This window comes from Streptomyces inusitatus (genome assembly GCF_014651115.1).
GTDB lineage: Bacteria > Actinomycetota > Actinomycetes > Streptomycetales > Streptomycetaceae > Streptomyces > Streptomyces amakusaensis.
This window is the reverse complement of sequence record NZ_BMWG01000001.1, coordinates 441,697-458,559: the sequence shown is the minus strand read 5'-3', so window position 1 is coordinate 458,559 and position 16,863 is coordinate 441,697. Positions and strand designations below refer to the sequence as shown.

General features: G+C 73.3%; 13 protein-coding genes. 7 read left to right on the top strand and 6 right to left on the bottom strand.

Going from position 1 to position 16,863, the window contains the following annotated elements:
* The first annotated feature begins 25 nt into the window (after positions 1-25).
* Positions 26-4,963, top strand: coding sequence for a non-ribosomal peptide synthetase (locus IE247_RS02025; RefSeq protein ID WP_229868555.1), 4,938 nt, complete (start codon positions 26-28; stop codon positions 4,961-4,963).
* Between the two features lie 63 nt (positions 4,964-5,026).
* Here IE247_RS02025 and IE247_RS02020 read toward each other — a convergent pair whose 3' ends face one another.
* The 3 genes from IE247_RS02020 to IE247_RS02010 form a co-directional block, all read right to left on the bottom strand.
* Positions 5,027-5,278: a chaplin gene (locus IE247_RS02020; protein ID WP_190121063.1), complete on the bottom strand. Its 252-nt coding sequence runs from the start codon at positions 5,276-5,278 to the stop codon at positions 5,027-5,029.
* Positions 5,279-5,444: 166 nt separating this feature from the next.
* Positions 5,445-6,710 carry a sensor histidine kinase gene (locus tag IE247_RS02015; protein WP_190121062.1) on the bottom strand — a complete coding sequence of 422 codons (1,266 nt, stop codon included), beginning with the start codon at positions 6,708-6,710 and terminating at the stop codon, positions 5,445-5,447.
* A 12-nt stretch (positions 6,711-6,722) separates the two neighbouring features.
* Positions 6,723-7,373 carry a response regulator transcription factor gene (locus IE247_RS02010; protein WP_190121061.1) on the bottom strand — a complete coding sequence of 217 codons (651 nt, stop codon included), beginning with the start codon at positions 7,371-7,373 and terminating at the stop codon, positions 6,723-6,725.
* A gap of 250 nt (positions 7,374-7,623) precedes the next feature.
* Here IE247_RS02010 and IE247_RS02005 point away from each other — a divergent pair, with 250 nt between their 5' ends.
* From IE247_RS02005 to IE247_RS01985, 5 genes are all read left to right on the top strand, one after another.
* Positions 7,624-8,196, top strand: a complete 573-nt coding sequence (locus tag IE247_RS02005) for a hypothetical protein (protein ID WP_190121060.1) — start codon at positions 7,624-7,626, stop codon at positions 8,194-8,196.
* A gap of 17 nt (positions 8,197-8,213) precedes the next feature.
* A complete protein-coding gene (locus IE247_RS02000; protein WP_190121059.1) occupies positions 8,214-9,530 on the top strand; it encodes an efflux RND transporter periplasmic adaptor subunit in 1,317 nt (438 codons plus the stop codon).
* Complete coding sequence (locus tag IE247_RS01995) at positions 9,527-10,264, top strand: ABC transporter ATP-binding protein (protein WP_190121058.1); 738 nt, start codon at positions 9,527-9,529, stop codon at positions 10,262-10,264. Before IE247_RS02000 ends, IE247_RS01995 begins: the two co-directional genes overlap by 4 nt.
* Positions 10,261-11,496 carry an ABC transporter permease gene (locus tag IE247_RS01990; protein ID WP_190121057.1) on the top strand — a complete coding sequence of 412 codons (1,236 nt, stop codon included), beginning with the start codon at positions 10,261-10,263 and terminating at the stop codon, positions 11,494-11,496. Before IE247_RS01995 ends, IE247_RS01990 begins: the two co-directional genes overlap by 4 nt.
* 537 nt (positions 11,497-12,033) lie before the next feature.
* Complete coding sequence (locus tag IE247_RS01985) at positions 12,034-13,035, top strand: ParB/RepB/Spo0J family partition protein (protein ID WP_190121056.1); 1,002 nt, start codon at positions 12,034-12,036, stop codon at positions 13,033-13,035.
* A 142-nt stretch (positions 13,036-13,177) separates the two neighbouring features.
* Here the strand turns inward: IE247_RS01985 and IE247_RS01980 are convergent, their stop codons facing one another.
* A complete protein-coding gene (locus tag IE247_RS01980; RefSeq protein ID WP_190121055.1) occupies positions 13,178-13,786 on the bottom strand; it encodes a sigma-70 family RNA polymerase sigma factor in 609 nt (202 codons plus the stop codon).
* 67 nt (positions 13,787-13,853) lie between these two features.
* Positions 13,854-14,513 (bottom strand): hypothetical protein, encoded by a 660-nt coding sequence (locus tag IE247_RS01975; RefSeq protein WP_229868478.1) that lies wholly within the window; start codon positions 14,511-14,513, stop codon positions 13,854-13,856.
* A gap of 204 nt (positions 14,514-14,717) precedes the next feature.
* Between IE247_RS01975 and IE247_RS01970 the strand changes: the two genes are divergently transcribed.
* Positions 14,718-15,791, top strand: a complete 1,074-nt coding sequence (locus IE247_RS01970; protein WP_190121054.1) for a ferric reductase-like transmembrane domain-containing protein — start codon at positions 14,718-14,720, stop codon at positions 15,789-15,791.
* 47 nt (positions 15,792-15,838) lie between these two features.
* On the opposite strand, the gene IE247_RS01965 is transcribed toward IE247_RS01970, so the two are convergent.
* Positions 15,839-16,834 (bottom strand): NAD(P)H-dependent glycerol-3-phosphate dehydrogenase, encoded by a 996-nt coding sequence (locus IE247_RS01965; RefSeq protein ID WP_190121399.1) that lies wholly within the window; start codon positions 16,832-16,834, stop codon positions 15,839-15,841.
* Between the last annotated feature and the right edge of the window lie 29 nt (positions 16,835-16,863).

Below are 16,863 nucleotides of genomic sequence, written 5' to 3'. Positions count from 1 at the left end.
CGAGAAGGAGAAGACGTTGAGCCAGATGCAGGTCGAGGATGTGTGGCCGCTCGCGCCACTTCAGGAAGGGCTGCTGTTCCACGCCGCCTACGACGAGGACGCGCCGCGCGACGTGTATGTCGGGCAGCGGGTGCTGACCCTGGAAGGGGAGGTGGAGCCGGAGACCCTGCGGGCCGCCTGGCAGGCGCTGCTCGACCGGCACGCCAGTCTGCGCGCCGGATTCCAGGCCCGGGGCAGCGGCGACGCGGTCCAGGTGATCGCGAAGAAGGCCCCGCTGCCGTGGCGGCTGGTGGATCTGAGCGGGCTGGGCGAGACGGAGGCGCGGGAGGCGGAGGCCCGCGCGGCCGAGGTGGACCGGGCGCGGTTCGATCTCGCGGTGCCGCCGCTGCTGAGGGTGCTGCTGGTGAAGCTGGGCCCGGAGCGGCACCGGCTCGTGGTGACGATCCATCACATCCTGATGGACGGCTGGTCGCTGCCGATCCTCTTCGGCGAGATGTGGCAGGCCTACCGCGCGGGCGGCGACACCCGGTCGCTCCCGCCGGTCACCCCGTACCGCACCTATCTGGAGTGGCTGTCCCGGCAGGACAAGGACGTCGCCCGGGAGGCCTGGCGCGGGCTGCTCGGCGACCTCGCCGAACCGACGCTGGTCGGCCCGGCCGACCGGGGCGGCCCCCCGGTGATGCTCCGGCACGTGGTCTCCCGGGCCGGGACCGAGCTGGCCGAGCGGCTGCGCGGGCTCGCGCGGAGCCAGGGCGTCACCCTCAACACCGTGGTGCAGAGCGCCTGGTCGGTGCTGGTGGGGATGGTGTCCGGGCGCTCCGACGTGGTGTTCGGCGCGACGGTCTCCGGGCGGCCGGCGGATCTGCCGGGCGTGGAGAAGATGCTGGGGCTGTTCATCAACACGGTGCCGGTACGGGTCGTGCTCGATCCCTCGCTGCCGTTCAGCGCGGTCCTGGAGCGGCTCCAGGGCCAGCACTCGGCGATGCTGGAGCACCAGCACCTCGGACTGACCGAGATCCAGCGGGCGGCGGGCCCCGGGGCGACCTTCGACGCGCTCGTCGTCTACCAGAACTATCCGCGCGGGCCCGTGGAACAGCCCCGCACCGGCGGCGGCCCCCGCGGGGACGGCCCGCCCCAGGGTCCGCCCCAGGGTCTGCCCCAGGGCCCGCGGCAAGGTCCCCGGCAGGGCCCCCGGCAGGGCCCCCGGCAGGGCCCCCCGCTCGGCGGCGGCGGCCCGAACGGAGCGCGCCCGCCCGGCGAGGCCGGTCCGCTGCACGGCGGCCCGCCCCCCGGCGAGGGCGCGGGCGAGCGGGCCCCCCGGCGCGGCGAGATACGGATCACCGGCGCGGGCGGCGAGGAGGCGGCCCACTATCCGCTCACCCTCGTCGTCACCCCCGCCGACGCGATGGAACTCCGCTTCGACTACCGCCCCGACGTCTTCGAGGAGAGCGCCGTCCAGGCCCTGATGGCCCGGCTGATCCGGCTGCTCGGACAGATCGCCGACGACCCCGGCACCCTCGTCGGCCGGATCGAGACGCTGGAGGAGAGTGAGCGGCGGCTGATCCTGGAGCGCTGGAACGACACCGACCGCCCGCTGCCCGAGGGCTCCCTCGCCACCCGCTTCGAGAGCCGGGTCCGGGCCGCGCCCGACGCCCCCGCCGTCACCTTCGGCGGGCGGACCCTGACGTATGCGGAGCTGAACGCCCGCGCCAACCGCCTCGCACACCGGCTGATCGCCGCCGGGGTGGGCCCCGAGTCGCGCGTCGGGGTGGTGCTGGACCGCTCCGACGCCCTGGTGACCGCCCTCCTCGCGGTGGTCAAGGCGGGCGGCGCGTATGTGCCGCTGCACGGGCGCTCCGCCGACGCGGAGGTCTCCCTCGTCCTGCTGGACCGGGCCACCGCCGACCGCTTCGAGGGCGAACGGGTCTTCACCGCCGAGCTTTTCCCGGTCGACTTCGAGGCCCTCGCCGAGGGGCCGGACGGACCGGACGGACCGGACGGTCCGGACGGTCCGGACGCGGGCGACCCCGGCGTCCCCGTGACCGCCGAGAACCTCGCGTACGTCCTCTACACCTCCGGCTCCACCGGCGAGCCCAAGGGCGTCGGCGCGACCCACGGCAATGTCCTCGGCTTCTGCCTGGACGGCAGCTGGGACGACAAGACCGTGGAGAGGGTCCTCGTCCAGGCCAACCACGCCTTCGACGCCTCCACCTACGAGCTGTGGACGCCCCTGCTCCGGGGCGGCCATCTGGTGATCGTGCCCCCCGGCGAGGTCGACGCGGTGGCGCGCGGCCGGCTCATCGCCGAGCACAAGGTCACCAATGTGCATGCCACGGCGGGGCTGTTCGGCGTCCTCGCCGAGCAGCACCCGGAGATCTTCACCGGGGTGCGCGAGGTGTCGACCGGCGGTGACGTGGTCTCCGCCAACGCGATCCGGATCCTACTCAAGGCCCACCCCCGGATGGTGGTGCGCTCCACCTACGGACCCACCGAGACCACGGCCTTCACCACCCAGGTCCCCTTCGTCACGGGCGACGAGGTGCCCGACCTGGTGCCCATCGGCCGCCCCATGGACAACTCCTTCGCCTATGTCCTCGACGAGGCGTTCCGGCCGGTGCCCCCGGGGGTGACCGGCGAGCTGTACATCGCGGGCGCCGGGCTCGCGCGCGGCTATGTCGGCCGCCCGGCGATGACCGCCGAACGCTTCGTGGCCTGCCCCTTCCCCGGCCCCGACGGCTCCCGCCGCCCCGGCCGGCGGATGTACCGGACCGGCGATCTGGCGCGCTGGAGCCCCGCCGGGGAGCTGCTCTTCGCCGGGCGCGCCGACGACCAGGTGAAGATCCGGGGGTATCGGATCGAGCCCGGGGAGATCGAGGCGGTCCTCGCCGCGCACCCGGCGGTGAAACAGAACGCCGTGATCGCCCGCGAGGACCAGCCGGGCGTCAAGCGCCTGGTCGCCTATGTCGTACCCGCGACGGCGGAGCCGCTCGACCAGGAGGCGCTGCGGGAGTACGTCGCCGAGCGGCTGCCCGAGTACATGGTGCCCGTCGCCGTGATCGCCCTGGACGGGCTGCCGGTGACGGTCAACGGCAAGCTGCACCGGGAGGCGCTGCCCGCGCCGGACTTCGCCGGACGGGTCGTCGGCCGGGCCGCCGCGACCCCGGTGGAGGAGCTGCTGTGCACGCTCTTCGCCGAGGTGCTGAGCCTGGAGAAGGTGGGGGCCGAGGACTCCTTCTTCGGCCTCGGCGGCGACTCGATCATGTCGATGCTGGTGGTGTCCAGGGCGCGCCGGGCCGGGGTGGTGATCACTCCCCGGCAGGTGTTCGAGCTGAAGACCCCGGCCGAACTGGCGCGGGTCGCGGGCACGGTGGCCGCCGGTGAGCGCTCCGGCGAGGCCGACGACGTGGCGACCGGCGAGGTGCCGCTCACCCCGGTGATGCGCGAACTGGCCGAGCAGTCCGGCTCGGTGGCCCGCGCGGGTACGCAGTCGATGCTGCTGGCCGTCCCCGCCGGGCTGGACACCGGGCGGCTGGCGACGGCGCTCCAGGCGGTGCTGGACCACCACGATCTGCTGCGGGCCCGGCTGATCGCCCCCGACTCCCCCGACGAGGGCCCGGAAGCCGTTGAGCGGCTCTTCGTGCCCGAGGCGGCCGACGGGGTCCGGGCGGCGGAGTGCATACGCCGCGCGGACGCCCGGGGGCTCACGGACGAGGAGCTGTCCGCCCTGGTCAACGCCGAGTCGCGGGCGGCGGCCGACCGTCTCGACCCGTATACGGGGGTGATGGTCCAGGCCGTCTGGTTCGATCTGGGCCCGGACACGCCCGGACGGCTGCTGGTCGCGGCGCACCACATCGTCGTGGACGGGGTGTCCTGGCGGATCCTCGTACCCGATCTGGCACTCGCGTATCTGACCCTGGAGTCCGGTGCTCAGCCGGTCCTGGAACCGGTCGGCACCTCCTTCCGGCGCTGGTCCGGGGAGCTGGCCGAGCAGGCGCGCGGACAGGCGCGGGTGAGCGAGCTGCCGTTGTGGACCGCGATGCTCGCGGGCTCCGAACAGGTCCTCGGCGATCGCCCGCTGAATCCGGCGGAGGACAAGCTCGCGCTCGGCTTCGAGCGGGTGCCGCTGACCCTCCCGGCGGAGATCACGTCCGAGCTGCTGACCAGCGTTCCGGCCGCCTTCCACGCCGGGGTGGACGATGTTCTGCTGGCCTCTCTCGTCGCCGCCGTCGGCTCGTGGCGGCGCGGCCGGGGCGAGGGCTTCGACGGCGGGATGCTGGTCGCGCTGGAGGGCCACGGCCGCGAGCCGCTGACCGGGGCGATGGACCTCACCCGTACGGTCGGCTGGTTCACCGGCGTCCACCCGGTACGCCTCGACCCCGGGGTGCTCGACTTCGCCGAGGTCCGCTCCGGCGGCGCGGCGGCCGGCCGGCTGGTCAAGCGGATCAAGGAGCAGCTGAGAAGCGTGCCGGGGGACGGTCTGGGGTACGGGATGCTCCGCCATCTCAACCCGGCGACCGCGCCGACGCTGGCCGCGCTCCCGGTGCCGCAGGTCGCGTTCAACTACATGGGCCGCTTCGGCGCGGCGGCCGGTGACGGCGAGCCGTCCGGCGAGGGCGGCTGGCGGCCGGCCGGGGAGCGGGCGATGGGCGGCACCATCGATCCGGGGATGGCGGCCCGGCACATTCTGGAGGCGGGCGGCGCGGTCCGGGATCTGCCGGGCGGGCCGGAGCTGACAGTGACGCTGGAGAGCCCGGTGGGGCTGCTGGGCACTGCGGTGCTCGAAGAGCTGCTGACCGGCTGGGTCGAGGTGCTGAAGGGGCTGGTCGCCCATGTCGCCGAGGGGACCGGCGGCGGCCATACGCCGTCCGACTTCTCCCTGATCTCGCTGGGCCAGGACGACATCGAGGAGTTTGAGGCGAACTTCGCGGCGCGCGCGGCGGGCGAGGAGGTGTCCGCCTCGTAGTGTGCCGCGGTCCGGGGCCCGGGGGAGTGCGGCCCCCGGGCCTCAGGTGTGCTCCGGCCGGTTTCAGGCCGGGGTGTCGGTGTTGGCGCAGACGTTGCCGAAGGCAGGGTTGAGCGCGGCGATGAGGACGTCGACGGTGTTGCCGCAGACGTTGAGCGGGATGTGGACGGGCACCTGGATCACATTGCCCGAGATGACGCCGGGGGACTCGGCCGCGACGCCGTCGGCGTCGCTGTTGGCGAAGGCGGCGCCCGAGCCGCCCAGGAGGAGGCCGGCGGCGAGTACGGCGGCCGTGGCGGCGGAACGGAAGGACATGGGGTCTCCCTGGATGGGGGGATGCTGACGTTCCATCCAATGACAGGGCCGGCCCGGCACGGCGGCATTGGCCCGCCGGTGGGCGGGGTCGGGCGTGTCGGCGCGGTGGGTCGGGCGGGGTGGGGCAGGCGCGGTTCAGGCGCGGTTCAGGCCGGTTCAGGTCGGTTCAGGTCCGGTTCAGGGCGGGGCGCTCGGGCTGTCTGCCGGGCTCGGCCGGTACGGGGTCCGCCGGTACGGGGAAGGAGACCTGCACCGAGAGACCGCCGCCGGGGCGGGCGCTCACGGCGAGGGAGGCGTCGTGGGCGAGGGCGATGGCCCGCACGATGGAGAGGCCGAGGCCGTGGTGGCCGTCGCGCCCGGCGGTGCGGTCGAGCCGGTGGAAGGGTTCGAAGAGCCGCTCCAGTTGCTCGGCGGGGACCTCTCTGCCGGTGTTGACGACCGAGACCACGGCCCGCCCCTCCCGTACCCCGCACTCGATCTCCACACTGCCGCCGGGCACGTTGTAGTCGGTGGCGTTGTCCAGGAGATTGGCGATGAGCCGCTCCACCAGGGCCGGGTCGCCGAGAACGGCGGCGGGCGCGGGGCCGATCCGGGTCGCCAGACTCAGCCCCCGTACGTCCAGTTCGGCGCGGGCGGCGTCGAGCACCTGTCCGGTCAGCTCGGAGAGGTCCAGCGGCTCCCTGCGGTCGAGGCCGCGTTCGCCGGTGGTGAGCGTCAGCAGCGACTCCAGCAGCCTGCCCTGCTGCTGGCAGATCTCCAGGACGCGCTGGAAGGTCTTCCGCAGCTCGTCCCGGCCCGCTTCCCGGTCGATCAGCATCTCCTCGATCAGCGCGTGTTCGAGGGTGAGCGGGGTGCGCAGCTCGTGCGCCGCGTTGGCGACGAAGCGCTTGTGCGCGGCGAGTGCCGTCTCCAGCCGCTCCAGCAGCCCGTCGACGGTGTCGGAGAGCGCCTTCATCTCGTCCGGCGGGCCCTCGGCGGCCAGCCGTTCATGGAGATTGCGGGCGCTGATCCGCTGGATGGTGGTGTTCATCGTGGAGAGCGGGCGCAGCACCCGGTTGGCGAGCAGCCAGCCCAGTGCGAGGGAGATCAGCGTCATGATGGCGAGCGCGATCCCCGAGTGGACCAGCAGGTTCCGCAACTCGGCGTGGCGCTGCCGGTCGGCCTGCTCCCGCATCTCCTTCCCCAGATCGGTCAGCGGCCCGGAGGCGGGCCCCGGCCCGGGATCGACGGTCACCGCCGGGCCCGGGCCCCGTTTGATCTCGTGGAAGACGCTCTTGGGCGACTGGCTGACCAGCAGGAAGAGGATTCCCAGCAGCACGATCCCGGAGAGCGTGAACAGCGCGCCGTAGAGCAGCGTCAGCCGGGTGCGGACCCGGCTGGGCCGTAACCGGGCGTTCGGCAGCGATCGGGGCTTCGGCAGCGCTCGGAACATGGCATCGGCCTCTCAGATGCGGTAGCCGCCGCGGGGGACGGTGTCGATCAGGGCGGGGCTGCCGAGCTTGGAGCGCAGCCTGCTGACCGTGGCCTTGACGGTGGTGGTGAACGGGTCGGCGGCCTCGTCCCACACCCGCTCCAACAGCTCCTCGGCGGAGACCGCGCGGCCCCGGGCGGTGAGGAGGTACTCCAGCACCGCCAGCTCCTTGGGGCTGAGCGCGAGATCCTCGCCGCCCCGGGTCGCGATCCGCTTGCCCGGGTCCAGGCTGAGATCGCCGTGGACCAGGATCGGCGGCAGCGCGGGCTGCGAGCGCCGTCCGATCGCCCGGATCCGCGCGATCAGTTCGGCGTACGCGAAGGGCTTGGGCAGATAGTCGTCCGCGCCGAGGCTGAGCCCCTCCACCCGGTCGGCGATGGTGCCGGACGCGGTGAGCATCAGCACCCGCGAGGTCGCGTCGGCCACCAGCGTCCGGCACACCTCGTCGCCGTGGACGCCGGGGATGTCCCGGTCCAGGACCACCACGTCGTACTCGACGAGGGAGCACCGCTCCAGCGCCTCCGAGCCGTCGTGGACGACATCGACCGCCATCCCCGCCCGCCGCAGCACCCGCGCCACCGACGCGGCCAGCTCGGTCTGATCCTCCACCACCAGAACCCTCATCGCCCGCCCCTCGGTCGTGTCTCGCAGGATCTTGCCGGGCCGCCGGTCGCACACCGGTCACAGCGCGTTCGCCCTCAACGTACCCGCCGCCGCGCGGTCACAGACGGGTTCCAGATGTTCGGACCGCCGTGTGACCGGACGCCTCGTAGAACGGAGTGCGTCACACCGGAACGCCCCGGCGGCACCGGGGGGACCGGCCCGTCGGGCCGGGCACGGCGCCGTCGGCACACGCACACGGAGGGACCAGCACATGAGCGGAATGTATGGACCGGGCACGAGGGCCCGCGCCGGCCGAAGGGCGGGCCTGGTGTTCGCCGCGATCACGGTTCTGAGTCTGACCGCCGTCGCCTGCGGGGAATCGAAGTCGGGCGGCGACGGCGGCGGGAAGACGGAACAGCAGGGGAACAGCGCCGCCGGGGGCGACCGGGCCGCCGCTCTGGTGAAGTACTCCCAGTGCATGCGGGACAACGGCGTCGCCGAGTTCCCCGACCCGGTCGACGGCAGGCTCCGGCTCCAGGTGCAGCGCGGCGGCCCGCTCGACCCGGAGAACGCCACCTACAAGTCGGCGCTGGCCGCGTGCAAGGACCAGGAGCCGCCCGGTCTCGCCGCCGGTTCGGGCCAGGGCGGCGACCGGGAGAAGGCGCTGCTGGAGTTCGTCTCCTGCATGCGGAAGAACGGCGTCAAGGAGTTCCCCGACCCGGTCGACGGCCGGATCCAGCTCAACCGGGGACCGGGGCTCGACCCCGAGTCGGCCGAGTTCAAGAAGGCCGAGGAAGCCTGCCGCCAGCTCATGCCGGGCGGCGCCGCGCCCGGCGGCAACTGAGCCCGGCGGTGGCCGCGATGAACTCCGGGACACCGGAGACCGCACCGGAGACCAGGCAGGCGACCGCGCCGGAGGCCAGGCAGGGGACCAGGCAGGCGACCGCGCCGGAGACCGCGCCGGAGGTTTTCGAGGAGGAGGCGGCGGAAGTGGCGGCGGCCGGCTCCCCCTGGCCGAGACGCCCGCAGAAGGACCGCCCGCGTCCGCCCGGGCCCCGGCGGCGCGGTCCGCTGCTCGTCGCCGCCGCCGTGGCCCTGGTGGCCGCGACGGCGGCGGCGATCGTGATGACCGACCCCTTCGGGGGGAGCCCCGCCACCCCCGCCCGGGAGAGCGACGGCGTGGGCGCGGTCGCGACCGTACGGCAGGGCCCGCTCTCCGCGCAGATCAACCAGGTCGGCACCCTGTCGTACGCGGCCCGCCCCGACGGCAGCGCGTACACGGCGGTCAACCAGGCCAGGGGGATCTACACCTCGCTGCCGGGCGTGGGCGACGTGATCAAGTGCGGCCGGACCCTCTACGGCGTGGCCGACAACCCCGTACCGCTGCTCTGCGGATCCCGGCCCTTCTACCGCGACCTCGAACAGGGCGACTCCGGCCGGGACGTCAAGGAACTCAACCGGAATCTGCTCGCCCTCGGGCACGCCACCTCCTCCGAACTCGACGCCGACTCCGACGACTTCGACGACTTCACCGCCGAGACCGAGGAGGCGCTGATCAACCTCCAGGACGCCATCGGCGCGGAGGAGACCGGCCGTCTCAAGCTGGGGGACGCGGTGCTGCTGCCCGGTCCGCTGCGGATCACCAAGGTGGTCGCCGCCCCCGGCACCCGGGCCGCGCCCGGGGCCCCGGTGCTGGAGGCCGGGACCACCGCCCGTCAGGTGCGGGTCGAGCTGAACGCCTCCCAGCAGACCGGGGTGAACGTCGGCGACCCGGCGCGGGTCACCCTGCCGGACAACCGCACCGCCCTCGGGAAGGTCAGCCGGATCGGCGCCATCGCCAGCTCCGCCGGGGGGAAGGACGAGGCGTCCGCCTCGGGCGCGTCCACCGCCACCCTCCCCGTCTACATCACGCTGAAGAACCCGAAGGACGCGGGAACCCTGGACCAGGCCCCCGTCCAGGTCCAGATCACCACCGACGGGGTGAAGAAGGCACTGACCGTGCCGGTGACCGCGCTCGCCGGTCTCGCGGGCGGTGGATTCGCGGTCGAACGCGTCGACACGGCCGGCAAGCGCCACACCGTGCCCGTCACCCTCGGCCTCTTCGACGACGCGGGCGGCCAGGTCCAGATCATGGGCAAGCTCGCCCCGGGCGACCGGGTGGCGGTGCCCGCCACATGACCGAGCAGCCCGCCTTCCCCTTCCCCGCGGCCCGGCCGGTGCTGGAACTGGCCGCCGTCACCAAGACCTACGGCGAGCAGCCCCCCGTGTCCGCGCTGCGCGGTGTCTCCCTCACCGTCCGGCAGGGCGAACTCGTCGCCGTCGTCGGGCCGTCCGGCTCGGGCAAGACGACCCTGCTGCATGTGATGGGCACCCTGGAGCGGCCCACCGACGGCGTCGTACGGATCAACGGCATCGACATCGCCGACCTGGACGATCAGCAGCTCGCCGCCGTGCGCGCCCGCAGCATCGGCTTCGTCTTCCAGCAGTTCTTCCTCGCGGCGCACACCACCGCGCTGGAGAACGTCGCCGACGGACTGCTGTACGCGGGGGTCGAGGTCGGCGAGCGCAGGCGGCGGGCCGCCGAAGCCCTCGAACAGGTCGGCCTGGCGCACCGGCGGCGGTTTCGGCCCGGGAAGATGTCCGGCGGCGAGCGCCAGCGGGTCGCGATCGCCCGCGCGCTGGTGGGACGCCCGGCGATCCTCCTCGCCGACGAGCCGACCGGCAATCTCGACAGCACCAACGGCGCGTCCATCGTCGCGCTGCTGCACCGGCTCAACGCGGAGGGCGCGACGATCCTCGTGATCACCCATGACAGCGAGCTGGCCGCCCGGCTGCCGCGCCAGGTGCATGTCCTGGACGGCCGGATCGTCTCCGACAGCGCGGCGGACGCCACTGTGGGGGGACGCCGGTGAACACCGAGGCCATCACCGCCCCCGCCCGGCTGCGCCTCGGCGACCAGGCCAGGCTCGCGAGCGTCGGCATCCGCTCCAGGCCGCTGCGCGCCGCGCTGTCGGCGCTCGGCATCGCCATCGGCGTGGCCGCGATCGTCGCCGTACTCGGACTGTCCTCGTCCTCGCAGGCCGGGCTGCTCGCCGAGATCGACCGGCTGGGCACCAATCTGCTCAAGGCCACCAACGGCCAGACGCTCAGCGGGAAGGAGGCACAGCTTCCGCGCGAGGCCCCGGCCCGGCTCTCGATGCTGGACCCGGTCGAGCAGGTGGCCCATGTGGGGACGGTCGCCGACGCCAAGGCGTACCGCAGCCCGCTGGTCCCCGCCACCCACACCAACGGGCTCCAGATCAGGGCCGCCAGCCTCAATCTGCCCTCGGTGATCGCCACCGGAATCGCCCACGGCCGCTGGCTGAACGAGGCCTCTGCCACCAAGCCCGTCACGGTGCTCGGCGCGACCGCCGCCCAGCGGATGGGCATCGACCGCGTCTACCCGGGCCAGCGCGTCTGGCTCGGCGGCCAGTGGTTCTATGTCGCGGGCATCCTGCGGCCCGCCGTGCTCACCACGGAGATCGACACCAGCGCGCTGATCGGCTACCCGGCCGCCCGCCAGTACCTCAACCACACCGGTGTCTCGAACGGGAAACCCGCCGACGGCCACCCCAGCACGGTCTATGTCCGGGCCGTCACCGAGCGGGTGGGCGCGGTCCAGTCGGTACTGGCACGCACCGCGAACCCCAAGGCCGCCGGCGAGGTCGACGTCAGCCAGCCCTCCGACGCGCTGACCGCCCGCGCCGCGGCCGAGGGCGCGTTCAACAGCCTCTTCCTGGGGCTGGGCGCGGTCGCGCTGATCGTCGGCGCGGTCGGCGTCGCCAACATCATGATCATCTCGGTGCTTGAGCGCCGCTCGGAGATCGGTCTGCGGCGCGCGCTCGGCGCGACCCGGCGGCAGATCAGAACGCAGTTCCTGGCGGAGGCCGTCGCCCTGGCCCTGATCGGCGGCGCGGTCGGCGTCACCGCAGGCGTCGCCGCCACCGCCGTCTACGCCAAGACCCAGGGCTGGGCCGTGGTGATCCCGGTCGAGTCCTGGGTCGGAGGCATCGCCTCCGCGATCCTGATCGGCGCGCTCGCCGGACTGCTGCCCGCCATCCGGGCGGCGCGGCTCTCTCCGACCGAGGCGCTGCGCACCGTGTGACCGCGTGACCGTATGACCGCATGCCGCACGACCGCATGCCGTATGACCGCGTGACCGCCTCAGGCGGACGGCATTGGGGGCCGTCCGCAGGGGCCGAGGGGGTATGGACCACTCGTGGGGTGGTGGTCCGTACCCCCCTTCGCGTTGCCTTCCGCAATGCCTGAGGGAGCGTCAAAGAGCGGTAGGGGATGGCGGCCTGTGGTTTAGGGGATCTGTATGGGTACGCACGAGAACACGGATTGTTATAGTCGCATTTGCGCAAAGCCGGTGCGAGGGTCAGGGGGACCCGGACTCCTGGCAAAGGGGTGAAGCGGGGGCTTCCACCTTGGAGATCGTGCGTCGGGGAGGGTGCGCGACGGGGGAAGTTTTCCGCCACTACGTCTTCTTCAGCAGACCACGACCACTCCGGCAAATCCTGATCGACGCGACACCGCCCAGCGCTGCGCGGTCCCGGTCGGGTCGGTTCGTGCGCGGGTCGCTTCGCGAACGGGTACGGGGTGTTCGCTCCCGGGTGGGATCACATCGTGAGGAGTCTCAGTGGAATCGGGGACCAAGCACGTTCAGTTCGTCCATGAACCAGTCGTCCAAGTCGATGTCGGCTCACTGCTCTCCGCGGACTCGCCGCGAATCCTCGGAGAGAACGCCGACCATGTCGAGATACTCGCCACCGCGCACGAGGAACTTCCTCCCATCATCGTGCACCGGCCCACCCTTCGGGTCATCGACGGCATGCACCGCCTCAAGGCCGCCAGACTCCGCGGGCTGCCCACGATCGGCGTCCGCTTCTTCGACGGCGACGAGGCCGACGCCTTCGTGATCGCCGTCAGCATGAACATCGCCCACGGTCTGCCGCTCTCCCTGGCCGACCGCAAACAGGCGGCCGAACGCATCATGACCTCCCATCCGCAGTGGTCGGACCGGATGGTCGCCTCGGTCACCGGCATCGCCGCGAGGACCGTCGCCGGAATGCGAAAACGGCTGCCCGGCGCGGGACTTCTCGGCGGCGCCCGCATCGGCCAGGACGGCCGGGTCCGCCCGGTCAACCGCGCGGTGGGCCGGCGGCTGGCGAGTGATCTGATGACCCGGAACCCCCAGCTCTCCCTGCGCCAGATCGCGCAGGCCGCGGGGATCTCACCGGAGACGGCCCGCGATGTCCGCAACCGGCTCAGCCGCGGCGAGGACCCGGTTCCGGGGCAGCGAGGCCAAACGGCTCCCGAGCGGCGCGGCCAGAGCGCGCGCGGTCGCGGGGGCCGCGCCGCGCCACCCCCGCCCGCCCGTGTCGCCCGCGCCGCCGTCCAGGACCGCGCCGTCCTCGTGGCCCGCCTCCGCGCGGACCCCTCCCTCCGCCTCAGCGAAAGCGGTCGCACCCTGCTCCGCCTCCTCAACGTCCACACCCTGGAGGCCGCCGGCTGGGACCACCTGGTTGACAACGTTCCCCCGCACTGGGGCAGAGTCGTCGCCCAACTCGCCCGCGACCACGCCAAAATCTGGGCCGAATTCGCCGCCAAGGTCGAACGCCAGGCGGCCCACCCGGCCTGAGCCACCTGACGAGGTGCGGGGCCTGTACTGGACAAGGGCGTCAAATTAAGCCCGTCCGGCGTTTGAGGACGGACCCCGCACCTCAGCGGCCTGCACTGGGCATGGCCGTCAATTCAGGACCGTCGCCCCAAGAGGCAACCCCTCAGGCCGCGACAGTCGCCCGCGAACCGACGGGCTCCCGCCCGTCCACCCCCTCCGACCCCCCTTCCCAGATCGCGGCCAGGTCCCGCCGAGCCCGCGCCACCCGGGACCGTATGGTCCCGACGGGGCAGCCGAGGATGTCGGCGGCCTCCGCGTAGGGCACCCCCATCACACAGGTGAGGACGAAGGCCTGCCGCCGCCCCGGCTCCAGCGCGCGCAGCGCGTCGGCGAGGGCGACCGACTCCTCGAAGCCGGGGAGCTGGCGCGGCTGGGCGCGGTCCGCCGCGCCGAGCCAGTCGGCGGTGTCGGCGATGCGAGGTCTGGCGGAGGCCCGGCGGTAGCGGTCGACGACGACCCGGCGGGCGATGGCCAGCAGCCAGGACCGGGCGCAGGAGCGCCCGGCGAACCGGCGCAGGCTGGGCAGCGCGCGCAGATAGGTCTCCTGGGTGAGGTCCTCCGCGCCGCGCGTGTCGGCGGTGAGATGCGCGACGAACCGCCGTACGTCGTCGTAGGTCGCGCCGACGAAGAGTTCGGCGGCCCGCTCGTCCCCGAGCCCGGCGGCGAGTGCCCAGCCGGTGATCTCGGTATCGCGCTCAGTGGAAGAAAGCATCACAAAACGTCCTTCATGTCCGGGTGAAACCCGTCAGGGTGGTGAGGGATGACGAGGTGACGAGAGATCAGGACGGAAGGAGCGGCGGCCCGCGCCGGGAGAGGGCGCGCAGGAGTACGAGGGAGGCCGGCGGCCCGGCCGGGGCCGCCCGGGTGGGGGCGGGCGCGGGGCCTGCGGGCAGTGCGGCGCATCCGCCGCCGAGGACCGCGAGGGCGAGCCGCAGCCGGCCCCCGGCGAAGAGGTCGAGGGCGCGCGCGAGCTGGACCAGGGCGCGTTCCCCGCGCCAGAGCCACCAGCCGCACACGGCCCCGGCCAGCAGGTGCGCCCCGGCCATGGCGGCCCCCGGGGAGGCGAGCGCGGTGATGTCGAGCGCCCCGACGGGCGGGTCGGGCGGATGGGACAGGGCGTGCGCGCCGGAGTGTCCCGCGCCGTGCGCGCCGCTGTGTGGGCCGCCGTGCGCGCCGTGCGGTGACACCAGCCCGAACAGCACATGCAGCGCGAGCTGCCCGACGGCGCTCGTGCCGACCACGACCCGCGCGGAACGCTCCGTACGGGTGAGCCGCCAGGCCGCCGCACCCGCCAGCGGCAGGGCTAACAGATATCCCCAGACCGAGACGGACGCCCCGGAGGAGAGATCGTGGCCGAGTCCGGACACCACGACGCCCACCGCGGCGAGCACCGCGGTGTGGGCGAGGCGGAGTACGGATCCGGCTCCCATGGTGGTCATGGTGCCAGTGGGACCCAGGGACTGGGAAAGACCGGCTGATGCCGACAGTTCGCCCGATCGGGGGGTATGAGCGGACAGGAAATCATGTGATGCGCGTCACTTCGCGGCGCGGGGAACTTTCCGGGCGACCCGCCCGACTTCTGAGACGAGACGCCCCGCACGCGCTCCGGGCCCGCGCGGGTTCCGAGCGAAGGAGCGCAGCCGATGCAGCCGAACACGGACCGGACCGCGCCGGATCCGGAGCCGACCGCCGGGGACGCGGCCGAGGCCGAGGCCCAAGCTCAGGCCCAGACCCCGGCCGCCCGAGTGCCGCAGCAGTCGGGCGGGGACACACCGGCGTCCGCGCCCGCGCCCGCGCCCGCGTCCGCGCGCCCCCGGGTCACCCTGCGGTCCGATCTGCGCGCCGGGGTCCTCGACGGAGCGGTCGCGCTCGTCATCACCGCCGCGATCTTCGTACTCCTCTACGCGCGGATCCGTTCCCGCGCCTCCTCTACCGCCACCGTCATGCCCTTCATGGCGGACGACCCCGGCGGCTTCTGGATGTACTTCCTCAGCCAGGCCTTCGGCTGGTCCGCCCTGCTCTGGGCCTGGGTCACGGTCGTCCTCGGTCTGCTGCTCTCCGGCCCCCGCCCGGCCTGGCTCCCGATGTCCGTCCCCCGGCTGGAACGGCTCCACCGCACCACCAGCCTCAACACCATCTCGCTGATCGCCGCCCACGCGCTGCTCTTCGCCGCCGAGCTGATCAACCACGACACCGACGCCTGGTACGCCGCCGCCTGGACGGCCTTCGTCGAGTCCTTCGTCCCCGGCGGCTACGCCTCCGGCACCGGCCGCATCGCCATCCCGATCGGCCAGGCCGCCCTCTATCTCGCGATCCCGCTCGGGCTGCTCTTCTACATACGCCACCGCATCGGCCCCACCACCTGGCGAGTGCTGCACCGCTTCGTCATCGCCGTCTACATCCTGAGCGTCTGGCACACCCTGCTCTACGGCACCAACGTCTGGTACGACGGCTGGTTCCGCACCTCCATCTGGCTCCTCCAACTCCCCATCGCCGCCCTCTTCCTCCTCCGCCTCCTCCGCCCCGCCCGCCGCTCCCAACGCCTGACCGCCCCCAGCGCCCACCCCGGCTCCCAAGCCGGCTGGACCCTCCGCCTCACCGGCCGCATCCTCGCCGGAGCCACCCTCGCCATCCTCCTCGCCGTCCTGGCCACGGGCCGCGACGGCGGCCGCGCCGAGCCCCCGGCGGACACCTCGTCCACCCACAATCACGACTGAGGCCCGTCCCGGCCGCGGGCCACCGGCGGGCGATCCCGGCGGGGTACTCACTCGGGCTTCGCGGCCCGTTCCATCAGGCCCTTGACCGCGGTCCGGGGGTGCACCCCGTCCTTGACCACGCCGACGACCGCCTCGGCGATGGGCATCTCGACGGCGTGCCGACGGGCGAGGTCCAGAACGGATACGCAGGAGGCCACACCCTCCGCGGTCTGTGTCATCACGGCTGACGCCTGCGTGACGGACAGCCCGCGGCCGAGATTCGCACCGAAGGTGTGGTTCCGCGAGAGGGGCGAGGCGCAGGTGGCGATCAGGTCGCCCATGCCGGCCAGCCCGGCGAGGGTCTGCGGATCGGCGCCCATGGCCACGGCGAGGCGGGTGGTCTCGGCGAGGCCCCGGGTCATGAGGGCGGCCTTGGTGTTGTCGCCGAACTCCATGCCGTCCGCCATGCCCACCGCCAGAGCGATGACGTTCTTCACCGCGCCGCCCAGCTCGCACCCGATCACATCAGTGTTGGTGTACGGGCGGAAGCAGGGCGTGTGGAGGACCTGCTGGAGCCGTTCGGCGACGGTGATGTCCCGGCAGGCGACGACACTGGCGGCGGGCTGCCGGGCGGTGATCTCCTTCGCGAGGTTGGGGCCCGAGACGACGGCGATCCGGTCCGGGCCCGCCCCGGTCACCTCGGCTATCACCTGGCTCATCAGCAGATCGGTGCCCAGCTCGACGCCCTTCATCAGGGACACCAGCACCGTGTCGTCCCGAATGACCGGAGCCCAGCCGGTGAGGGCTCCGCGAAGCTGCTGGGCGGAGACGCCGAGAAAGGCGAACTCCGCGCCGTCGGCCGCCTCGGCCGGGTCTGCCGTCGCTGTGATCCCATCGGGCAGAACCACCCCGGGGAGGTAGTCGGGGTTGGTTCGGGTCACGTTGATCGCCCGGACGAGCTCGGGACGCCGCCCCCACAGAGCCACCTCGCCCCCGGCGTCGGCGAGCACCACCGCCGTCGCCGTTCCCCAGGACCCCGCACCATAGACCGCGACCCGCGCCACTTCGCCCTCGACCGTCCTTTCCCGCTCCC